Source organism: Streptomyces thermolilacinus SPC6, assembly GCF_000478605.2.
Classification (GTDB): domain Bacteria; phylum Actinomycetota; class Actinomycetes; order Streptomycetales; family Streptomycetaceae; genus Streptomyces; species Streptomyces thermolilacinus.
This window is the reverse complement of record NZ_ASHX02000001.1, coordinates 111,651-131,047: the sequence shown is the minus strand read 5'-3', so window position 1 is coordinate 131,047 and position 19,397 is coordinate 111,651. Positions and strand designations below refer to the sequence as shown.

The 19,397-nt window shown below is 75.1% G+C and carries 18 protein-coding genes; 9 read left to right on the top strand and 9 right to left on the bottom strand.

Translation table 11 applies throughout. The features are described from left to right. Positions 1–144 precede the first annotated feature (144 nt). The 5 genes from J116_RS00660 to J116_RS00640 all read left to right on the top strand — a co-directional run bounded on the left by J116_RS00660 (position 145) and on the right by J116_RS00640 (position 5,523). Positions 145–621 (top strand): MarR family winged helix-turn-helix transcriptional regulator, encoded by a 477-nt coding sequence (locus J116_RS00660; protein ID WP_023591301.1) that lies wholly within the window; start codon positions 145–147, stop codon positions 619–621. 361 nt (positions 622–982) lie between these two features. Further along, positions 983–2,602 (top strand): MFS transporter, encoded by a 1,620-nt coding sequence (locus J116_RS00655; protein ID WP_023591302.1) that lies wholly within the window; start codon positions 983–985, stop codon positions 2,600–2,602. A 208-nt stretch (positions 2,603–2,810) separates the two neighbouring features. Then, positions 2,811–4,076: a phytase gene (locus J116_RS00650; protein ID WP_051204064.1), complete on the top strand. Its 1,266-nt coding sequence runs from the start codon at positions 2,811–2,813 to the stop codon at positions 4,074–4,076. Between the two features lie 163 nt (positions 4,077–4,239). Beyond that, a complete protein-coding gene (locus tag J116_RS00645) occupies positions 4,240–4,800 on the top strand; it encodes a GNAT family N-acetyltransferase (protein ID WP_028964833.1) in 561 nt (186 codons plus the stop codon). A gap of 126 nt (positions 4,801–4,926) precedes the next feature. Continuing rightward, complete coding sequence (locus J116_RS00640) at positions 4,927–5,523, top strand: dihydrofolate reductase family protein (RefSeq protein ID WP_023591305.1); 597 nt, start codon at positions 4,927–4,929, stop codon at positions 5,521–5,523. Positions 5,524–5,538: 15 nt separating this feature from the next. On the opposite strand, the gene J116_RS00635 is transcribed toward J116_RS00640, so the two are convergent. Continuing rightward, entirely contained in the window at positions 5,539–6,240 is a 702-nt protein-coding gene (locus J116_RS00635) for a formylglycine-generating enzyme family protein (RefSeq protein WP_037949149.1), read from the bottom strand. Positions 6,241–6,401: 161 nt separating this feature from the next. Between J116_RS00635 and J116_RS00630 the strand changes: the two genes are divergently transcribed. Continuing rightward, positions 6,402–7,133 (top strand): Type 1 glutamine amidotransferase-like domain-containing protein, encoded by a 732-nt coding sequence (locus J116_RS00630; RefSeq protein ID WP_023591307.1) that lies wholly within the window; start codon positions 6,402–6,404, stop codon positions 7,131–7,133. A gap of 116 nt (positions 7,134–7,249) precedes the next feature. Here the strand turns inward: J116_RS00630 and J116_RS00625 are convergent, their stop codons facing one another. Then, positions 7,250–8,143: an NAD(P)-dependent oxidoreductase gene (locus J116_RS00625; protein WP_023591308.1), complete on the bottom strand. Its 894-nt coding sequence runs from the start codon at positions 8,141–8,143 to the stop codon at positions 7,250–7,252. A gap of 257 nt (positions 8,144–8,400) precedes the next feature. Next, complete coding sequence (locus tag J116_RS00620; protein WP_023591309.1) at positions 8,401–8,994, bottom strand: L,D-transpeptidase family protein; 594 nt, start codon at positions 8,992–8,994, stop codon at positions 8,401–8,403. Positions 8,995–9,239: 245 nt separating this feature from the next. Here J116_RS00620 and J116_RS00615 point away from each other — a divergent pair, with 245 nt between their 5' ends. After that, entirely contained in the window at positions 9,240–10,274 is a 1,035-nt protein-coding gene (locus tag J116_RS00615) for a peptidoglycan-binding protein (RefSeq protein ID WP_023591310.1), read from the top strand. Between the two features lie 151 nt (positions 10,275–10,425). On the opposite strand, the gene J116_RS00610 is transcribed toward J116_RS00615, so the two are convergent. Both J116_RS00610 and J116_RS29660 read right to left on the bottom strand, forming a co-directional pair. Then, the gene (locus tag J116_RS00610) at positions 10,426–10,944 is read right to left on the bottom strand and encodes a hypothetical protein (RefSeq protein ID WP_023591311.1); all 519 of its coding nucleotides are present in this window, start codon (positions 10,942–10,944) and stop codon (positions 10,426–10,428) included. A 27-nt stretch (positions 10,945–10,971) separates the two neighbouring features. Further along, positions 10,972–13,833, bottom strand: coding sequence for a DNRLRE domain-containing protein (locus tag J116_RS29660; protein WP_023591312.1), 2,862 nt, complete (start codon positions 13,831–13,833; stop codon positions 10,972–10,974). 255 nt (positions 13,834–14,088) lie between these two features. Here J116_RS29660 and J116_RS00600 point away from each other — a divergent pair, with 255 nt between their 5' ends. Then, entirely contained in the window at positions 14,089–14,574 is a 486-nt protein-coding gene (locus tag J116_RS00600) for a DUF6098 family protein (protein ID WP_051204014.1), read from the top strand. Between the two features lie 193 nt (positions 14,575–14,767). Here J116_RS00600 and J116_RS00595 read toward each other — a convergent pair whose 3' ends face one another. The 3 genes from J116_RS00595 to J116_RS00585 form a co-directional block, all read right to left on the bottom strand. Next, positions 14,768–15,598, bottom strand: a complete 831-nt coding sequence (locus tag J116_RS00595; RefSeq protein ID WP_023591314.1) for an aldo/keto reductase — start codon at positions 15,596–15,598, stop codon at positions 14,768–14,770. A 138-nt stretch (positions 15,599–15,736) separates the two neighbouring features. Continuing rightward, on the bottom strand, positions 15,737–16,126 hold the full coding sequence (locus J116_RS00590; protein WP_023591315.1) for an iron chaperone: 390 nt from the start codon (positions 16,124–16,126) through the stop codon (positions 15,737–15,739). Positions 16,127–16,167: 41 nt separating this feature from the next. Further along, positions 16,168–17,220, bottom strand: a complete 1,053-nt coding sequence (locus J116_RS00585) for a lactonase family protein (RefSeq protein ID WP_023591316.1) — start codon at positions 17,218–17,220, stop codon at positions 16,168–16,170. A 129-nt stretch (positions 17,221–17,349) separates the two neighbouring features. Between J116_RS00585 and J116_RS00580 the strand changes: the two genes are divergently transcribed. Next, complete coding sequence (locus J116_RS00580; protein ID WP_023591317.1) at positions 17,350–18,345, top strand: NAD-dependent epimerase/dehydratase family protein; 996 nt, start codon at positions 17,350–17,352, stop codon at positions 18,343–18,345. A gap of 106 nt (positions 18,346–18,451) precedes the next feature. On the opposite strand, the gene J116_RS00575 is transcribed toward J116_RS00580, so the two are convergent. After that, a complete protein-coding gene (locus tag J116_RS00575) occupies positions 18,452–19,381 on the bottom strand; it encodes an MBL fold metallo-hydrolase (protein ID WP_023591318.1) in 930 nt (309 codons plus the stop codon). Positions 19,382–19,397 lie beyond the last annotated feature (16 nt).

The following is a 19,397-nucleotide window of genomic DNA, read 5'->3' as shown; positions in this document are numbered from 1 at the left end:
TGAGAACAGCCCGCCGGACGACCCGACCGGGCGGAAGGGACCGCACAGCGCGGTCCCTTCCGCTCTTCCCTGTTCGACCCGGACGGCGGCGAGGCGAACATAGGTACGTTGACATACCTATCTGTGAAGACCTAATCTTCGGGGATGCCCGACTCCCGTGACGCGTCCGCCCCGGACACCGACCGCCTGGCCCTTGCGCTGGCGGAGTGCCTGCCGGAGCTGAACCGCGCGCTGGAACGCCGGGTCACCCAGGAGATCCGGCACCCCAAGCCGTCCGAGGCGCAGATCGCGCTGCTCCGCTTCGTCATGCGGCACGAGGGCGCCACCGTCCGCGAGGCGGCCGACGCCCTCCTCATGCGGCCGAACAACGTCAGCGCACTCGTCTCCCAGCTGACCGAGGCCGGTCTGCTGGAGCGCAGGCGCGACCCGGCCGACAAGCGGATCGCGCACCTCCATCCGACACCACGGGCCCGCCGGGAGCTGGCCGACGTCCAGCGCCTGCGCACCGCGCACCTCACCCGCGCGCTGCACCTCCTCACCGACGGCGAGATGGACGCCCTCGGCTCCGCCGTCGGCGCGCTCACATCGCTGGCACGCCACATCCACCCCGCGGCCGACTGACCCGCCGCCGCCCCGTCGCCCCGGGCTCACGGCGGCTGACCGCCACCGCCCGGTCGTCCCGGGCGCGGCGGCTGACCGCCGCCCCGCTGCTCCCGAGGCAGGGCGGCTGCCCCGCGCCCCGCTGCTCCCGGGCCGGGGCGGGCCGACCCGCCCCTCGCCCGCGCCGGTGCAGGGCGGCTGGCCCTCGCCCGGCCCGCCTCGGGATCACGCCCGCCCGCACGACCGCCTTCCCCGGCCCGTACGGCGCCGGGTCGTCCCTCGCGCGCCCGGCCCGCGCCGCTCGCCGCACGCCCGCGCCGTCGGCCGCCGCCGCGGCCCGCCCCCCTTCCGTACCGTCACCTCCCAAGGACTCCGCACCCCCATGCCCGCGATCCCACCTGCTCCCGCGGCCCCAGCGACCCCCGCGACCGCCCCCGCGCCGCCCACCGCATCCCCGCCCCCGGCGGCCACCGCCACCGGGCGGCGCGCCAACCCCTGGCTGACCCTGATCGCCGTCTCCTTCGGCCTCTTCATGGTCCAGCTCGACGGGGCCGTCGTCGCCATCGCCAACCCCGAGATCGGCCGCGCCCTCCATGCCTCGACGGCCGACCTCCAGTGGGTCACCAACGCCTACCTCCTCGCCCTCGCCGCGACGCTGATCCTCGGCGGGAAGCTCGGCGACCGCTTCGGCCGCCGCACCTACTACATGGCCGGCATCGTCGGCTTCACCCTCGCCTCGGTCGCCATCGGCCTGGCCGGTTCCATCGAGGGCGTGATCGCCTTCCGCGCCGCGCAGGGCCTCTTCGGCGGCCTCCTCATGCCCAACACGCTCGGTCTGCTGCGCGCGGTCTTCCCGCCCCGCAGGTTCGGCATGGCCGTCGGCATCTGGGCCATGGTGTCCACCGTGTCCGCCGCGCTCGGCCCGATCGTCGGCGGCCTGCTCGTCGAACACGTCTCCTGGGAGTCGGTGTTCTTCATCAACGCGCCCATCGGCGTGCTCGCCCTCCTCGTCAGCGCCGCCGTCCTCCCCGACAGCCGCAACACCGAAGCAGGCGGCCGCTTCGACGTGCCCGGCGTCGTCCTCCTCGCCCTCGGACTGCTGGCCGCCGTCTTCGGCATCGTCAAGGGCGAGACGTGGGGCTGGACCTCGCCCGGCACCCTGGGCGCCGTCGCCGCCGGTGTCGCGCTGCTCGTCGTCTTCGGCCGGTACGAGACGCGCGTCGCGAACCCGCTGCTGCCGATGCGGCTGTTCCGCAACCGCTCGCTGACCATCGGCACGGTCGTCACCGCGCTGAACTTCTTCGTCATGCTCGGCGTGATCTTCTTCGTCATGCTGTACCTCCAGAACGTGCGCGGCTACTCGCCCGTAGAGGCCGGGGTCCGCACGCTGCCGCTGAGCTGCGCCTCGCTCGTCGCCGCCCCGCTCGGTGCGGCGCTGACCGGCCGCTTCGGGCCCAGGTTCACCATGCCGCTGGGCATGCTGCTCCAGGCCGCCGCCACGTTCGGCATGCTCACCTGGGACACCGGCTCCTCGTACGCCACGATGTGGCCGCCGTTCGTCGCGCTCGGCGTCGGCGTCGGCATGGTCCTGTCCGCCTCGTCCGACGCCATCGTGGGCCAGGCGCCCGTCCGGGACAGCGGCGTCGCCGGAGGGCTCCAGGCGACGGCCCTCCAGGTCGGCGGCGCGCTCGGCACGTCGGTGCTCGTCTCCCTCATCAGCGCCCGCGTCGGCTCGACCCTGACCGGCGACCTGGCCCGGGCGGGCGTCCCGGAGCAGGCCGCCGCGGGGCTCGCACACGCCAAGGACGCAGTCGCCATGGGCGTGGCTCCCGTCTCCGCCGGCATGCCGGACCGACTGAGGGCCGCCGTCGTGGAGGGCAGCGGCCAGGCGTTCATGGGCGGCGTACACCTCGCGGCGACCGTCACGGGCGTGCTGTGCCTCCTGGGCGCCGCCGTCGCGACGGCCGGACTCCGGTCCCGTACCGGCCCGGCCGAGGACTGACGTACTACGGGAACGGGGGCGCCCACCGGCCAGGCGGGCGCCCCCGTCGCGTACCGCGTGTTCGCGGCCCCGCCGGACCCCCTTCCCCGCGGCGTAACCCGGCCGCTCCCGCGCACGCCCACCATCTCGCGGAGGCACCACACCACCCCCCGACACGGAGGAGACGTACGTGACCGTCCGCAGATCCGCCCTTCCGGCGACCGCCGCCATGCTGCTGCTGTGCACCGCCCTGTCCGGCGCGGCCCTCCCCGCCGGGAGCGCCGCCACGGCGTCCCTGCCCGCCGTGACCGCCCGGGCCGAGACGGCGCCCCTGCACGACGACGACCAGGGTGGCAACGCCGACGCCGACGACCCCGCGATCTGGCGCAACGCCGCCGCCCCGGACCGCAGCCTCGTCATCGCGACCGCCAAGGAGGGCGGACTGCGCGTCTACGACCTCGACGCCCGCCAGGTCCAGTCCCTCCCCGCGCCCACGCCGGCCGGCCCCGACGACGCCCCCGGCCGCTTCAACAACGTGGACCTCGTCCACGGCACCGCCCTCACCGGCACCCGCTCCGACCTCGCCGTCGTCAGCGACCGAGGCCACGACCGGCTCCGCGTCTACCGCATCGACCGCGACAACCCGGCGGGACCGCTCACCGACGTCACCGACCCGCAGGCCGCGCCGATCTTCTCCGCGAACCAGGAGGAGATCAACGACCAGGACACCGCGTACGGTCTCGCCACCTGGACCGACCCGTCCACCCGCCGCTCGTACGCGCTGGTCAGCCGCAACAACCGCACCACCGTCGCCCTGCTCGAACTGGTCGCCCGGCCCGGCGGCACCGTCGGCTACCGCACCGTCCGCACGCTCGACCTGCCCGCCGCGTTCCGCCTGCCCAACGGCACCTCCTGGTCCCCGTGCGGCGAGCCGGGTGAGCTCCCGCAGGTCGAGGGCATGGTCGTCGACCCGGCGAACGGCACCCTGTACGCCGGGCAGGAGGACGTCGGCGTCTGGCGGCTGCGCGCCGACCTCACCGGCACGCCCGTGCTGATCGACAAGGTCCGCGAGTACGGCGTCCCGGCGTCGTACGACGAGGAGAGCGACGAGTGCTCGCCCACCGCCCCTGACCCCGGCTACGGCGGCGACCGCCTCGCGGCCGACGTGGAGGGCCTGACCCTGCTCACCGAGCCGGACGGTGACGGCTACGTCCTCGCCTCCAGCCAGGGCGACGACACCTTCGTCGCCTACGACCGCGAGCTGTCCGACGACAACGAGTACGAGGGCGGCTTCCGCGTCGCCGCGTCCTCCGTCCTCGACGGCTCCGAGGAGTGCGACGGCGCGGCCGTGCTGAACGCCCCGCTCGGCCGGAAGTACCCGAACGGCCTCCTCGTCGTCCAGGACGGCGAGGACACCCCGGCCGCCGACGACCGCGACGCGACGAACTTCAAGTTCGTGGACCTGGCGCAGGTCATGGACGCCCTCGACGACTGACCCCGCACCCACCACGGTCCGCGCCGGGCGCACCCTCCGGCGCGGACCGTCCGCGTACGCGCACGACGCGGCCCCTCTGCCGCCCCGCCCCCAGCACGCCCGCACCACGGCCCCCGTGAGAAGATCCGTCCGCCGAAACGCCGACGCCCACGGGGAGATGACGATGTACGCGATACCGCTGGGGGACGACGGAGCCGAACTGCGCCCGCTCGAACCGTCGCACGCCGAGGAGTTCCTCGCCCACATCGACCGCGGCCGCGAGTTCATCGGCCGGTTCAACGGGCTGCCCGACGTCGTGACCGACATCGGGTCGAGCCGGGCGTTCCTCCAGGTGTACGCGGAGAAGACCGCGACCGACACCGGGCGCATCGCCGGAATCCGCCTGGACGGCACCCTCGTCGGAGCCCTCATCTTCCGCCGCATGGACCTCGTCCAGCGCACCGCGGAGGCGGGCTGCTGGCTGGAGCCCGCGGCGGTCGGCAGGGGACTGGTGACCCGGGCCGCCCGCGTGATGATCGACTGGGCGGTCGAGGAGCGGGGCATCCACCGCGTCGAATGGGTCGTCTCGTCCGGCAACGCGCCCAGCATCGCCGTCGCCCGCCGCCTCGGGATGACCACGGAGGCCGTGCTCAGGGCGAGCCACCTGTACCGGGGCGAGCGGCACGACCAGGAGGTCTGGGCCGTCCTCGCCCCCGAGTGGCGCGCCGCGCGACGGAGCCGCTGAAGCCCCGGCGCACGGCGGCGGCGTGATCCACGTCACGCCGTGTGTGTGGATGGGGGCGATGACTTTCCCCCGGCACGGAGGTCTCTCCTTCCGTAAGCCCGCCGTGAACAGAAGGAACCAGGACCCATGCGTATCGTGATCAGTGAGTTCATCAGCCTCGACGGCGTGGTGCAGGCACCGGGCGGCCCCGAGGAGGACGCCGACGGCGGCTTCGCCCACGGCGGCTGGACGCACCCCTTCTTCGACCCGGAGGTCGTCGGCGGCGCGTTCGACGAGGCGCTGAAGGGCGCCGACGCGCTGCTGTTCGGGCGCCGTACCTGGCAGAACATGGCGAACGCCTGGCCGGAGCGGGCGGGCGACCCGTTCGCCGACCGGATGAACGCGCTGCCCAAGCACGTCGTGACCCGGACGCTCGGCGACTCCGACCTGACGTGGGAGAACACGACGCGCGTCCCGGGTGACGAGGCGGTCGCCCGCATCCGGGAGCTCCGCGCGGCCGACGGCGGCGACCTTCTCGTCATGGGCAGCCCCACGCTCGTCCGCACCCTGCTGGACGAGGACCTGGTGGACGAACTGCGGCTGATGCTCATGCCGGTCGTCCTCGGCGGCGGGAAGTCCATCTTCCCGGGCAACGGCCGCAAGCTCACGCTGGAGCTGGTCTCCACGGCCACCAGCGGCACCGGCGTCCACGTGACCACGTACCGGCGCGCCGCCGACGCGTAGGCGCCCGCCCCGCCCTCAGGCGCCCGCGCCGCCCCACGCGGCCGGGTGCGACCGGGCCAGGCGGAAGCCCACGTCGTCCACCCGGAACGTCGGGTGGCTCCGCCGCCGGACCGACGCGCGGCAGCTCCAGTGCTCGTCGAACCAGCCGCCGCCGCGCAGCACCCGGTACGTGCCGTACACCTCGGCGTCGTACAGGTCCCAGCACCACTCCCACACGTTGCCGAGCATGTCGTACAGACCCCACGGGTTGGGCCGCATCCCGCCGACCGGGCGCGGCCGCTCCCCGGAGTTCGCCCGGTACCAGGCGATCTCGCCCAGCGGCCCGTACCGGGGCCCGGACGTACCGGCCCGGCAGGCGTGCTCCCACTCGGCCTCGGTCGGCAGCCGGTACCCGTCGCGGGAGGCGTCCCACTCCACCTCGTCGGCGTGGACGCGGTACGCGGGCGCCAGCCCCTCCCGCACGGACAGGGCGTTGCAGAACCGTACGGCGTCGCCCCACGCGACGCCGTCCACGGGCAGCGCGCCCTCGTCGCCGCTCTGCTCCCCGGTGCCGGGCCGCTCGCCGGTGACCCGTGCGTACCACTCCCGCGTCACGGGGACGGTCCCCAGCAGGTACGGCTGCACCTCCACGGCCCACGAGCCGCGCGTCCGCCGGTCCGTCAGCGTCACCCGGCCCCCGGGCACGGCGGTCATCAGCCCACTCGCGTACGCGCTCATGATCGCCACACTACCGGGCGGGCCCGCCCCGGCCGTGCCCGGCACCCTCCACCACGACCCATCGGGCGACCTCAACCGGGTTGCGGGACAAGGCCGTTGCACGGCATCGTCCCTCCGGAGCCGGAACAGCCGCACCATCACCGCGAACCCCAGGAGGGCCCGTGCCCGTCGCCGCCCCGCAGCACCGCATCGCCCTGCTCGGAGGGGGCTTCTCCCTCGACGACGACCGGATACTGGACGACTGGGTCCTCGGCCTCGCCCGCGCACCCCGGCCTTCCGTGTGCTTCCTGCCGACGGCGAGCGGCGACGCCGCGGCGTACGTCGAGAAGTTCCACGCCGCGTTCGGCGACCGCGCCGACTGCGTGCCGTCCGTGCTGCAGCTGTTCCGCAGGGAGCTGGACGACGACGCCCTGCGCGCGCACCTCCTCGCCCAGGACGTCGTCTACGTCGGCGGCGGCAACACCGCGAACCTCCTCGCCGTGTGGCGCGTCCACGGGGTGGACCGGCTGCTGCGCGAGGCGTACGACCGGGGCACGCTGCTCTGCGGGATCAGCGCGGGCGCCAACTGCTGGGCGGAGGGCTCCCACACCGACTCCTACGGCCCCCTCACCCACCTCCCGGACGGCCTCGGCCTGCTCCCCGGCTCCGTCTGCCCGCACTACGACACCGAGCCGGGCCGCCGCCCCTCCTACCGCGCGGCCGTCACCTCGGGCGACCTGCCGGGCGGGTGGGCCCTGGAGGACGGCGCGGCCGCCCTCTTCACCGACGGGGAGCTGACGGAGGCGGTCACCCGCACCCCCGAGGCGGCGCTGTACCGCGTGGACCCCGACGGCCGGGGCGGCCTGACGGAACGGCGGATGCCGTGCCGCCTCCTCGACCCACCGAACCGCTGACCGGCCCGGGCGCCCCCACCGAACCACTGACCGGACCGCCGACTAGCCAGGCGCCCCACCGGCTTACTGACCCGGCCCGCTGACCGGCCGGCCCGGCTCCTGAGGGGCACCAGCGGTCAGCGCTCCGGGGCGCCGCCGTCGAAGCTGGCGTAGTACGACGCCGCCATGTCCTCGTCGCCGTGGCCCAGTTCGGCGGCGCGGGCGAGCCGCTGCGCGCTCGCGGCCGCCACGTCCAGGCGCACACCGGCCCGTTCGGCGGCCTCCACGATCAGCCGGGCGTCCTTGGCGGCGGTGCCCACCGCGAAACTGGCGGGCGTCAGCCGGTCCTCCAGGACGAGCGCGGCCTTGGCCCGCAGATAGCCCATGTCGAGCGGGCCGCCCTCGATCGCGTCGAAGAAGCTCCCGGGGTCCACGCCCAGGGCCCCGGCGAGCGCCAGCATCTCGCCGGTCGCGCTGGTGACGGCGAGGACCCAGCTGTTGGCGACCAGCTTCAGGCGCGTGGCGCTGCCCTCCGCGCCGTCCTCCCCGGTCCACATCGTGCGGGCGCCCACCGCGTCGAACACCGGCGCCACCGCCGCGCGGCCCTCCACCGGCCCCGCCGCCAGGACGGTCAGCTTCCCGGCCTCGGCGGGCTCGCGGGTGCCCAGGACCGGCGCGTCGTAGAACACCAGCCCGTGCTCCCGCGCGAACCCGGCCAGCTCGCCCATCGCCCCGAGCCCCGCCGTCGTGGACTGTGCCCACGCCGCGCCGGACGGCAGCCCGGGCGCCGCCTGCCGCATCACGTCCAGCACGGCCGCGCCGTCGTGCAGCACGGTCAGCACGACGTCGGCGCCCCGCACCGCGTCGGCGGGGGAGTCGGAGACGTACGCCCCGTCGTCGGCCAGCGGCTCCGCCTTCGCGCGGGTGCGGTTCCAGACGCGTACGGCGTGCCCGGCGCGGGCGAGGTTGCGGGCCATCGCGGCGCCCATGATCCCGGTGCCGAGGACGCTCACGGTGACGGTGTCGGTCATGCCCTGGCCTTCTTCTCGTACGGTGCGGGGGCGTCGCCCGCCGGTCCGATGGAGGGCGACGGCCGACGCGGGCGGCCGCACCGAGGCCGCCACCGCGCGCGGCCCCTCGATCCTAGGCCGGACCCCGATCCGCCGCCGGGCGTACGGCCGGGAGCCGGGTACGCGCGCGGCCCGGGCACGCGTACGCCGGGTGCCGCGGGCCTCACGCACGCCCGTCCCGCACGGGCGGCACCCGGCGCACGGCACGGACGGCGGCGTCAGCGGACCGTCAGCCGCTTGGGCGCCGAGCCCTGCCCGAGGACGCGGAAGAGCTTCTTGATGTCCTGCGGCGACAGCTTGACGCACCCGGCCGACTTGTAGTCGTTCACGCCGTCCCACCGCTGGCCCTCGGGCTTCCCCCGCCCGCCGTCGCGCGTCATCTCGCTGTGGATGAACAGCTCCGTGCGCGGCGTCCTGCCGTTCTCGCACGTCTTGTCGCTCAGCGGGATCGCGTAGCCCTTGATGACACTGCCGTTGTACCGGGTGGTAGGCGCCCCCACCGCGTACGTGCCCGCCGGCAGCCAGCCCTTCTCGCGGGCGCACTCGTTCCGGCCCTGCGGGTGGCCCGCGCCGAGGCCCGAACCCGCGCGGAACACGGCCACCGTCTTCCCGCCGCGCACCACGGCGAGCCGCGAGTCCAGCGGGTTGCCGTGGTTCCGCGTGAACTTCAGCGTGGTGACCGCCGCGGCCTCACGGGGCCCGGCGGATACGGCCAGCCCCTGCGGCGCGGCGGCGACCGCGCCGGCCAGCAGGCTGGCGACACCGACGCCGATCGCGGCGGACCGGAAACCGAGGTGGGACATCACGGACATGACTGATCACTCCTTCGAGGGTTCTCCACGAGCCGTGGCCCCCGGCCGGGGGACGGCGCTCCGCGCCGGGGCGGCCCCGTGGAAGCTGCGGGAACCGGGCGGCGCGGCCTGTCGGCAACCACCATGGGGCAGTCGGCGGGCCTCGGGGAGCGATCCGGCGGGCATGGCCGATGCGGAATCATGCATGCACCCAATGCACGGCTGTGACGTGCGTTGATGCACGCTGATGAAGCTCGGGAGGGCACATGGCACAGGCGCTGCCGAACGGGACGGCGGACGGTTCGGCCCGCCGGGAGCTGTCCACGCTGCTGCGGACGTGGTGGGAGGGCTCCGCGCGCGCGGGAGCGGCCAAACCGACCCAGGCGACGCTCGCCCGGAAGATCGGTGTCACACAGACCACCCTGTCGCGCTACCTCAACCCAGCGCACCCGCTGGCGGCGCCCCCGGACGCCGTACGGGCCCTGCACACGGTGCTCGCCGCCCCGCCGGACGACCTGGACACGGCTCTCGCCCTGGCCCGGAACGCCCGCGCCGCCGCCGCGCACCGCACCGAACACCCGGCGCCCGGGCAGCCCTCCGACGCCCCGGCCGAGGAAGCCGCCGAACCCCCGGCGGGGGAAGCCTCCGGCGCCCCGGCCGGGGAGCCCGGCCCCGGCCCGTGGCCGGGGCACCACCCGGCCCGGCACCCCGCCCCGTACGAACCCGGCCCCCGGGAGGCGCCCCGCCGCGGCACCGTACGGCGCGCCCTGCTCGCCGCCGCGGTCACGGCAGCGGTCCTCATCACCGGCTGGACGGTGACCCGCGGGGCGCCGGAGCCGGGCACCGCGCCGGGGGCGCGCGCGGCCGCCGCCCCGGTCACGTCGGCGGCCGCCGACTGGCCGGTGGTGCGCGGGGGCGAGACGTCCTCCCTCGCCTGGACCGTGCAGCGCCTGCTCAAGGTGCACCGCCACACGCTACGCACGGACGGCGTCTTCGGACCGGAGACGCGCGCGGAGGTCATCGCCTTCCAGCGGCGCCACGGACTCCAGCCGGACGGCAGGGTCGGCAGGCACACGTGGCGGATGCTGGTCGTCCCGGCCGCGCCGGGCGGCAGGGGCCCGCAGGTGGAGGCGGTCCAGGACCTTCTGCAACGGGCCGGTCACCCCGCCGACATCACCGGCGTGTACACCGCCGCGACACGCCAGGCGGTCCGGGACTTCCAGCGGCGGCACGGGCTGCCGGCCACCGGCGCGGTGGACGAGGACACCTGGCGGGCGCTCACCACGGCCCCGCCCGCCTGAGACGCGGCGTCTCCCGCACGGCCGCCGCGTGTCCGCGTACGCACGGAAGGGCCCCCGGCCGGGAAGCGGCCGGGGGCCCGGTGGGCCGGCGGTCGCGGGTCAGCCGGAGCGGACCACCGCGACCAGCCGGACCCGGCCGTGACCGCTCAGGTCAGCCGAGGCGGACCGTGAAGCCGCACCACGCCGTCCACGGGGCGTCGGCGGGACCGTCCTGGACGCGGACGCGCCAGCGGTACTCGCCGTTCGTGAGCTTGCCCCGCGGCACCTGGTAGTTGGCGTTCCGGGCGGAGTCGGTGACGAGCTGCTTGCGCAGCACCTGCTTGCCGTCCGCCTGCTCGATCTCGTACACCACCTGGTGGCCTGGGCGGGTGTGGTCGCCGGGCTTCTCCACCGTCCCGGGCGGGGCGACGGCCTCCAGCGTGGCGGCGAGCGTCGGCGAGCCGGAGGTGACCAGAGGCTTCTGCGGCGCGGCGCAGAACTGGAAGCCCGCGTACGGGCCGTCGGAGACCCGGGGGTTCTGCGGGGCGGGCAGCAGCAGGTCCGGGTCGGCGGCGGCGACGGCACGGCCGCTCGCCGTCCTCTCCGTGTCGGCCAGGGAGAGGGGCGCGGCGATTCCGGCGGCGGCCAGCGCGGCCACGACCGCGAGGGACGCCTTCTTCGTCAGACGCATCGTTTCTGTCTCCTCCTCGGTCCTGGACTACTTGACGTAGAGGACGTGGTCGGGGGTGGTGACCGGGTCGACCGCCACGCACTGGTAGGCGGTCCAGCGGTGCTCGGAGACGAGCCGCTTGCCCAGCGCGTCACAGCCGCCCAGGTTGTGCAGGGCCTCGTACTTGACCCAGCCGGCCGCCGAGTTGGCCTTCAGCTTGGTCGCCGCGACGTGCGAGGCGACCTTGGTGCCGGTGGCCACGCCCTCCGTGCCGTCCCAGCGGTAGTGCACGCCGAGCCACACGCGGGCCACCGCGTTCTCCTCGGCGGCGGCGGAGAAGCTGGGGAACGTCCGGGTCACGCCCTTGGCGTGCGGGTCGTCCGTCGTGCCGGTGAAGGAGATGGCGTCCGTGCCGAACCACTGCTCCATCGCCTTGGCCCAGGCGCCGCCGAACGTGGCGTGGCCGGAGACGTACGCGGGGAACGCGGGCGAGAAGTGCCCGCCCTGGTTGTCCTGGGACAGCGGCTGCCAGTTCGGGTCGGCGGTCGTCGCCGCGTTGCCGTCACCGTCGAGCCGGATGGCGCTCTCGGGCCGCCACAGGTCGATGTCCGTCTGGTACTTGGCGTCCCACGCGGCGATACCGGCGTCGGCCATGGAGAAGGCGACCAGCGCGAACAGCTTGGCGTTGGCGGTGACCGTCAGGTTCCGCTGGCGCGCCAGGGTCTGCGTGTGCTCGAACAGCTGGCCCGGCGGCTTGTAGGTGCCGTTGAGGTCGTTCGCCCAGAACAGGGCCGCCTGCGTCTGGTCGGCCGTACGCGTCGTGGAGTCCGCGCGGCCGAGGCTCTTCACCTCGTTGACCTGCGTGGCGTACGCGGAACTGGCCAGCAGACCGCTCATCGTCGTGTGCCCGCCGGGCCCGGCCGGCCGGAACTGCGAGCCGGACGTCAGCGCGAACGGCTTCACCAGGCCCCAGCCGGGCGTCGCCGCCGGCTCGGCGTCGGTGGGGCGCCAGTGGCCGGGCGTCTGGCTGCCGGGGTACGGCACGACGGCGGTGGAGCCGTCGCTCTGGCGGGCGTTCAGCATCGCCGCCGCCGCCTGCTGGCCGACGGACGTGCCCGCGGCCCGCTGCTCGGCCGTGACGGCGGCGGGGATCGTGGAGCGGGCGTTCGCGATGGCCGTGTCGAAGTTCTGGCCGGGGAACACCGCCCGCAGCACGTCGAACGCCGCGTGGTCGATGGCGCTGTTGATGTCCGGCAGGGCGCCGTTGGACGCGGTCGCCTTCACCAGGTACGGGTCGCCCAGGCAGCGGGCCGGGCCCTCGGCGCACTTGGCGGAGTTCGCCGCGTCGTAGATGGCGCCGTGCATCATCGCGCCCGCGCGGGCGAGGGGGCCGGGCGCCCCGCCGGCCTCCGTGTACGCCTGCTGGAGGATGTCGTTCCAGTACTCGACGTGATCCTTGACCGGGTCGGCCGGCGTCTCGTACGTGACCAGGATCGACGGCGCGTGGGCGGCGTCGTCGCCGGAGGCGAAGATCTTGAAGGCCGTGTAGTCGGTCTCGTCGGTGGCGCGCAGGCCGAGCGTGTCCACGGAGCGGTCGATGCGCGACCACTCCTCGACGAGGGAGGTGATGTCCTCCGAGATCCAGCGCGGCCCGCAGTTGGTGCTGCCGTGCGTCACCGTGGACGTCCGGGCCTTGGTGCGCCACGCGGGCTGGGTGCTCCACCGGGTCGCCGACGACACCACGCCGGTGTCCCAGATCTCCCAGGAGCGGGCCTCGCACGTGTCGGACCAGGTGGCGAACAGGTTCAGCTCGGCGTTGAGGACGTCCTGCCCCGTCACGGCCTCGTTGCGGGGGAAGGAGATGAACGAGCGGGCCTCGTTCTTCTGCCACTCGCGGCCGACGCGCAGGCCCACCTCGCCGGACAGGTCGGCGGTGGAGCCGTTGACGACGGTCGTGTCGAAGTTCGTCCCGAAGTAGATCGCCGGGTCGATGGTCACCGGGTACGCGGTGTCCTCGTCGGCGAGGAACCGCCGGTCGGCGGAGACGGCCAGGGTGTAGCCGTCGCCCTTCGCGGCGGGCCGCACGTCGAGGTCCACGTCCGCGCGGTTGGTCTCCGCGCGGCCCCGCCCGTCGCGCGACGCGTCCCACATGGCGGGCGTCGGCAGCTTGCCGACCGTCTTGCGCGTCGCGGCGTCGGTGAACGTGACCGTCTCGTCCGCGGCGTTCTTCGTCGCCTTCAGGCCCTTCGCGCGCAGCGGCAGGGTGAAGGTGGCGGCGCGCTCGGCCGCCGCGCGGTCCTTGACGACCAGGAACTGCTCGAAGCCGGTCCTGGTCGCCTCCACCACCAGGTCGGTGCCGGGCATGACATCGACGTAGGTGGCCTTGTTGCCCTTGAGCACCGGCTCAGGCAGGGCGCCAGGCCAGCCGAGCGTCACGGCGCGCTCACCGCTGCCGAGGGTGACAAGGTCGCCGCCCTTGGCGTCCGTACGGCCCGCGAGCCGCAGCCCGCGCGGGTGGCCCTTGGGGCTGACGGAGCCGTCGGCGTTGCGGACCAGGGTCGTGTCCACCGGCACCCAGGCGCCGCCCTTGCGGAAGCGGACCGGTCCGGCGTGGGTCTCCAGCGACATGGAGCCGTCCGGGTTGGCCCACAGGGTGGTGGTCTCGGTACGGGCGCCGATCACCTCGACGCGGCGGTCCCGCGCCTCGGCGGTGAGCCGCGCGGCGGCCTCCTCGCCGACGGCGGCGGACGCCGTGGTCGGGGTGGAGCCGCCTGGTGCGGGGCCGGCCGCCCGGGCGGGCAGGGCGACCGCCGCGAGCAGGGCCGTCTCGGCGAGCAGGACCAGTGCGAGGGGTCCGGCGACGTGTCGCCGTCTCCGGGGCCCTGAGCCCTTCGGGATCGTTCTGTGCACGTGTTTCAGCCTCCGGAACAGTCACTGCGGGAACACCGCGTCTGCCGCGTTGGAACTGGCGGACGAAGCGTCGCCGCGCGCGACACCGAGAGGCAAGCATGTTCGAAATACTCTGTCAGGTACGCGCCCACGCGCCCCGTCCCTGGACGCCGGGCCCCCTCCGCACCCGGCCCCACCTGCGACGGTTCATCTGGAGTCATCCCGTCGCGGCTGGGTACGCGCCGTTTGGTGCCGTACGACGAGGAGGATGAGCCCATGGACGAGACCGTTGCGACACCGGAGCGCACGACGGCCCCGGACGGCGTCACGGAGCTGCCGACCGTCAGCACCCTGGCCGAGCTCGCCGAGCTCGTGGAGCGGCACGGCCGCCTCTTCGTCCGCTGGTCGAACAGCCCGGCGCGGGACATGCGCGACACCCGCAGCGCCGACCATCTGACGGGCATCCCCATGCCGGGCCTGTCGGCGAACCCGCTCCAGATCGAGAGCTGGTGGGAGGACCGCCCCGTACGGCTCTGGGTCGCCCGGCGCCTGTACGACTACTGTCACCTGCGCCAGGAACGCGACGGCGACGTACGCCCCTGGGCGCTGCGCGGCCGCGAGGTGGCCCGGGGCCCGGACAACGAGCCGCTGCTCCGCGACGTGGAGCCGGTCTGCTGGATCGACCTGGCCGTCATCGAGGAGGCCGAGGACGAGGTGGCCCGCCAGCGCCGCCCCTGGGGGCCCATGCGCCGCAACTCCTGACCGGCCCCTTGCGGTCACGGCACCGCGAAGGCCGTACGACGCCGCGTACGCGGTACGCCACCGCGAAGACCGGACGACCGCCATGAACACCGCACGCCCCACGCGGCGCGTCGTACGCCGTACGCCAAGGGGCGCGGCCGCCTCGCGACCGCGCCCCTTCGCCTTCCGCGCGCCGGGCTCGCCCGGCCCCGCGTCAGCCGCCGAAGACGGCCGGGTCCGGGCCGAGCCGCCGACGCTCGTCGAGCGCCGCGAACGCCGCCATGTCCTCGCCGTCCAGCTCGAAGTCGAACACCTCGATGTTCTCCCGGATGCGCGACGGCGTCACGGACTTCGGGATCACGACATTGCCCAGCTGGAGGTGCCAGCGCAGCACCACCTGCGCCGGGGTGCGCCCGTGCTTGCGGGCGACGGCGGCGACGGTCGGCACCTCCAGCAGGCCCCGGCCCTGGCCGAGCGGCGACCACGCCTCGGTCGCGATGCCGTGCCGCTCGTGGAAGGCGCGGGACTCCGCCTGGGGGAGCTGCGGGTGCAGCTCGATCTGGTTCACGGCGGGCACGACGGACGTGGCGTCCATCAGCCGCTCCAGGTGCTCCGGCAGGAAGTTCGACACGCCGATGGAGCGGGCGCGGCCGTCCGCGAGGATCTTCTCGAAGGCCCGGTACGTGTCCACGTACGCGTCCCGCGCAGGCGCCGGCCAGTGGATCAGGTACAGGTCCACGTAGTCGAGGCCCAGCCGCTCCAGCGAGGCGTCGAAGGCGCGGAGCGTCGAGTCGTACCCCTGCTCGGTGTTCCACAGCTTGGTGGTGACGAACAGGTCCTCGCGGGGGAGCCCGGACGCCTTCACGGCCTGTCCGGTGCCGCGCTCGTTCTCGTACACGGCGGCGGTGTCGATGCTCCGGTACCCGGCTTCGAGGGCGGTGCCCACCGCGTCCGCGGCCTCGGAGTCCGGCACCTGCCAGACACCGAATCCGAGCTGCGGCATGGCGACACCGTTGTTCAGGGTGAGGGAGGGGACCTTGCTCACGGGCAGTCGATCCTTACGTCGTCGGTAGGTACTCCCGTTGAGAACGATCACACGGGCGTCGGCATTCCCGGCGCCCCGAACGGATCGCCCGGAACGAATCGCCCCGCGCGAATCGACGTGCCGTCGCCGCCCGCGAGCTCACGACTCCGCGCCGGGCGAGCCGCCCTCCGCCGACCCCGACCGCTCCGCCACCAGGTGCTCCACCAGCCGCGTCACCAGCGCGTACGGCACGGGCCGGTCCAGCGGGAACCGCAGTGTCCCCCGCCCCGAGCGGTACGGTTCGGCGTCCCGGCGGAACGCCGCGTCCCCCTCCGCCACCGGGTACACGCTGACATGCCGCTTCCACCCGGCGAAGTACACGAGGTCCCGCCCGCCCAGGGTGACGGCCGGGATCCCGTACGAGATCCGCTCACCCGCCCCCTCGGGGGCGGCCTCGCGGACGGTCCGCCGGATCTCCCCGAGCACCTCCCGCACCTCCTGCGGGAACGACGCGACATACGCGTCCACCGTCGCGAAGCGTTCGGTCATGACACGCCTCCCACCCGGCCCGGTCCGGACGCCCGGCCCGCTCAGGCGAGGACCACACACGCGGCGGCGGGCACCTCCACCGAGCCGCCGCGCCGCAGCCGTCCGTCCCGCGGGTCCACGTCGAACCAGGTCACGTCCCCGGACCACTCGTTGGCCACGTACAGCCTGCGCCCCGACGGGTCGGCGACCAGGTCACGCGGCCAGACACCCCCGCAGTCCGCGCTCCCCGCGACCCGCGGCTTCTCCGGCCCGTCCTCCAGGTCCAGCGTGACCACCGTGTTCGCGCCCCGCACCGCCGCCCACAGGAACCGCCCGTCGGCCGACACCACCGGCACCGACGGGTACACGCGCACGTCGTCCGCGGCGGTGCCGCCCCCGGCGACCGCCACCTCCGACAGCGGCTCCAGCCGTCCCGCCCCCGCCTCCCACCGGCACACCGTCACCTGCGGCTCCAGCTCGTGCAGGACGTACACGACCGCGCCGTCCGGGTGGAACGCCAGGTGCCGGGGCCCCGACCCGGCCCGCAGGCCCACCTCCCCGTGCACACGCGGCGCCCCGCTCCCCGGGTCGAGCGCGCAGACCCGCACCGAGTCCGTGCCCAGGTCCGTGGTGAGCACCCACCGCCCGCTCGGGTCCGGCAGCACCTGGTGGGCGTGCGGCGCCTCCTGCCGGTCCGGGTCGGGCCCGGAGCCCTGGTGGGCGAGGACGACGGCCGGTCCGGCGACACCGCCTTCACCGTCCAGCGGCAGGCTGCTCACGCTGCCCGAGCCGTAGTTGGCGGTCAGCAGCCGGCGCCCGACGACGCTCAGATGCGTGGGGCCCGAGCCGTCCACCGCGACCGGCCGGCCGAGCGGCGTCAGCTCCCCGCCCCGCGCGCGGAAGGCCGCCACCTCCCCCGACTCGGCCTCGCCCACCGCGTACAGCACCCCGGCGGCCCGGTCGAGGGCGAGCCACGACGGATTGACGAGCCCGCCGACCGTCGAGCGCGGGGTGAGCGCCCCGCTCGCCGGATCGACGGCGGCGACGGTGATGCCCTGCCCGCCGCCCGAGGTGAACGAGCCGATGTACGCCCAGACCCCGCCGCTTTGCTCCATGATTGCCCCTTTCGTCGCATTCTTTCCGGTCTGGTAACGAGCGCCGCCCCGCCCCGGTCACCGCCGCCCGGGCTGCGCTGTCGGCGAACCGCGCTGTGCGCCCCGCCCGCGCCATGATCGGGTGGCGGCATGGAGATCCTCGTATTGGGTGGAACAGCATGGCTCGGCCGGGAGCTGTCCCGGCAGGCGCTCGGGCGCGGACACGGCGTGACCTGCCTCGCGCGCGGCGAGAGCGGGCAGGTCGCGGACGGCGCGACGCTCGTCCCCGCCGACCGCCGGGACCCCGGCGCGTACGCACCGCTCCGCGACCGCGCCTGGGACGCGGTCGTCGAGGTGTCGTGGCAGCCCGGTTTCGTCCGGCGGGCGCTGGCCGCGCTCGCCGACACGGCCCGGCACTGGACGTACGTCTCCTCCGTCAGCGCGTACGCCTCCCATGCCGCGCCCGGCGCCGACGAGTCCGCGCCGCTCCTGAGTCCGACCGACCGGGACGAGGCCGACCGGTCGCTGTACGGCGAGGCGAAGGCCGCCTGCGAGCAGGCGTCGGCCGCCGCCCTGGGGGACCGGCTCCTCATCGCCCGCGCCGGGCTCATCGGCGGGCCGGGCGACGAGAGCGGACGCTCCGGCTACTGGGCGGCCCGCGCCGCCCGCGACCAGCGGGGGCCGATGCTCGTCCCGGACACCCCGGACCTGCCGACCCAGGCCGTCGACGTACGGGACCTCGCCGCCTGGCTGCTGGACGCCGCCGAGGCGGGCGCCACCGGCACGTACGACGCGGTGGGCCCGGTCGTCCCGTTCGACGAGTGGCTCTCCCTGTCCCGTGCCGCCGCCGGCCACACCGGGCCGCTCGTCGCGGCCGACGCGGCGTGGCTCCTGGCGCAGGGCGTCAACCAGTACATGGGGCCCGAGTCGCTGCCGATGTGGCTGGTCGAGCCCGGCTACGAGGGCTGGTCCGCCCGCGACGGCTCGGCGGCCCGCGCGGCGGGCCTGCGCCACCGGCCCGTGGCGGAACTCCTGGCGGACACCCTGCGCTGGGAGCGCGAGCGCGGCCTGGACCGCCCCCGCCGCGCGGGCCTCACTCCCGCCCGTGAGGCCGGACTCCTGGCCGCGCTGGCGGCCCGGGGCTGAGCCGGGACCGGGCCGGGCCGGGTGAGCTCTCCGGGACCGGGCATGGAGCCGAGCCCGGGCCGCCCCCGCACCGGCCAGGCTCGCCGGGGTGAACCGGCCGGGTGGCTCAGGCGACGACGGGCGGTGTGGTCGTCCGCCGCCCGGGCACCGGCGGCTCCTCCGGTACGGGCCGGGGTGCCGGGCCCGCACCAGGTGCCGCGCCACCGGGCGGCGCCCCGGCGCCCGGGCCCGGCCCCGCGCCGGGCTCGAACCCGGCGAGCATCTGCTCCAGCGCCGCCTGGTCGGGGCCGACGAACGGACCGGTGCCCGGCGCCAGGCTCAGCGTGTCCAGCATCCGCCCGGTCAGACCCGCCGCGGGCGGCAGATGCACCGACAGGACCAGCTCCGGGTCCATCTCCCGCACCGGCTTCAGCGCGGGCCCGAACTGGCGGTCCTCCAGCATCTGCACCCACGGGCTGTCGATCGCCGCCCACAGCAGCTGCGCGTCCCGCAGCTCCTCCGCGCCCACCGCCCCGGCGTCCTCGCCCTCGGCGAGCTCGGCCGACGACAGCGGCGCGCCGAAGCAGTCGGAACTGAAGCAGGTACGGGACCGGTCGTCGTAGAACCCGACCGTCGCCGGATTGTCGTACAGCGGCGGCCGGAAGGCGTGCAGCGTGCGGTCGCCCACGTCCAGCGACTGCCCGGGGTTGAGCAGGAACACCCGGTCCATCGGCAGCGGCCGCTCCGTGGACATGATCCCCGCGCCCAGGTACGTGGTGACGATCCGCGCCTTCGGGGCGGCCGCCAGCAGGGCGAACAGCCCGCCGGTGTGGTCCCGGTCGGGGTGCGTGAGCCAGATCCACCGCACGTCCGCGGGGTCGAGGACGGAACCGAGCGTGGACAGGAAGTCCCGGTCGGGCAGCCCGAGCCCCGTGTCGACCACCACCGGCTCACGGGCGTGCAGCACGAACGCGTTGACGGCGAGGAAACCGATCCCCGGCACGGGCAGCGAGTCGCTCAGAACCGTGGTGTCCCGGCCGGCTTCGTGTGCGGTCATAGCGGCGCTCCCTCTT

Excerpts from the sequence above, each read along its gene's own strand:
- J116_RS00660 (WP_023591301.1), top strand. The coding sequence starts at position 145 with ATGCCCGACTCCCGTGACGCGTCCGCCCCGGACACCGACCGCCTGGCC.
- J116_RS00655 (WP_023591302.1), top strand. The coding sequence starts at position 983 with ATGCCCGCGATCCCACCTGCTCCCGCGGCCCCAGCGACCCCCGCGACC.
- J116_RS00650 (WP_051204064.1), top strand. The coding sequence starts at position 2,811 with ATGCTGCTGCTGTGCACCGCCCTGTCCGGCGCGGCCCTCCCCGCCGGG.
- J116_RS00645 (WP_028964833.1), top strand. The coding sequence starts at position 4,240 with ATGTACGCGATACCGCTGGGGGACGACGGAGCCGAACTGCGCCCGCTC.
- J116_RS00640 (WP_023591305.1), top strand. The coding sequence starts at position 4,927 with ATGCGTATCGTGATCAGTGAGTTCATCAGCCTCGACGGCGTGGTGCAG.
- J116_RS00635 (WP_037949149.1), bottom strand. The coding sequence starts at position 6,240 with ATGAGCGCGTACGCGAGTGGGCTGATGACCGCCGTGCCCGGGGGCCGG.
- J116_RS00625 (WP_023591308.1), bottom strand. The coding sequence starts at position 8,143 with ATGACCGACACCGTCACCGTGAGCGTCCTCGGCACCGGGATCATGGGC.
- J116_RS00620 (WP_023591309.1), bottom strand. The coding sequence starts at position 8,994 with ATGTCCGTGATGTCCCACCTCGGTTTCCGGTCCGCCGCGATCGGCGTC.
- J116_RS00615 (WP_023591310.1), top strand. The coding sequence starts at position 9,240 with ATGGCACAGGCGCTGCCGAACGGGACGGCGGACGGTTCGGCCCGCCGG.
- J116_RS00610 (WP_023591311.1), bottom strand. The coding sequence starts at position 10,944 with ATGCGTCTGACGAAGAAGGCGTCCCTCGCGGTCGTGGCCGCGCTGGCC.
- J116_RS00600 (WP_051204014.1), top strand. The coding sequence starts at position 14,089 with ATGGACGAGACCGTTGCGACACCGGAGCGCACGACGGCCCCGGACGGC.
- J116_RS00590 (WP_023591315.1), bottom strand. The coding sequence starts at position 16,126 with ATGACCGAACGCTTCGCGACGGTGGACGCGTATGTCGCGTCGTTCCCG.
- J116_RS00585 (WP_023591316.1), bottom strand. The coding sequence starts at position 17,220 with ATGGAGCAAAGCGGCGGGGTCTGGGCGTACATCGGCTCGTTCACCTCG.
- J116_RS00580 (WP_023591317.1), top strand. The coding sequence starts at position 17,350 with ATGGAGATCCTCGTATTGGGTGGAACAGCATGGCTCGGCCGGGAGCTG.
- J116_RS00575 (WP_023591318.1), bottom strand. The coding sequence starts at position 19,381 with ATGACCGCACACGAAGCCGGCCGGGACACCACGGTTCTGAGCGACTCG.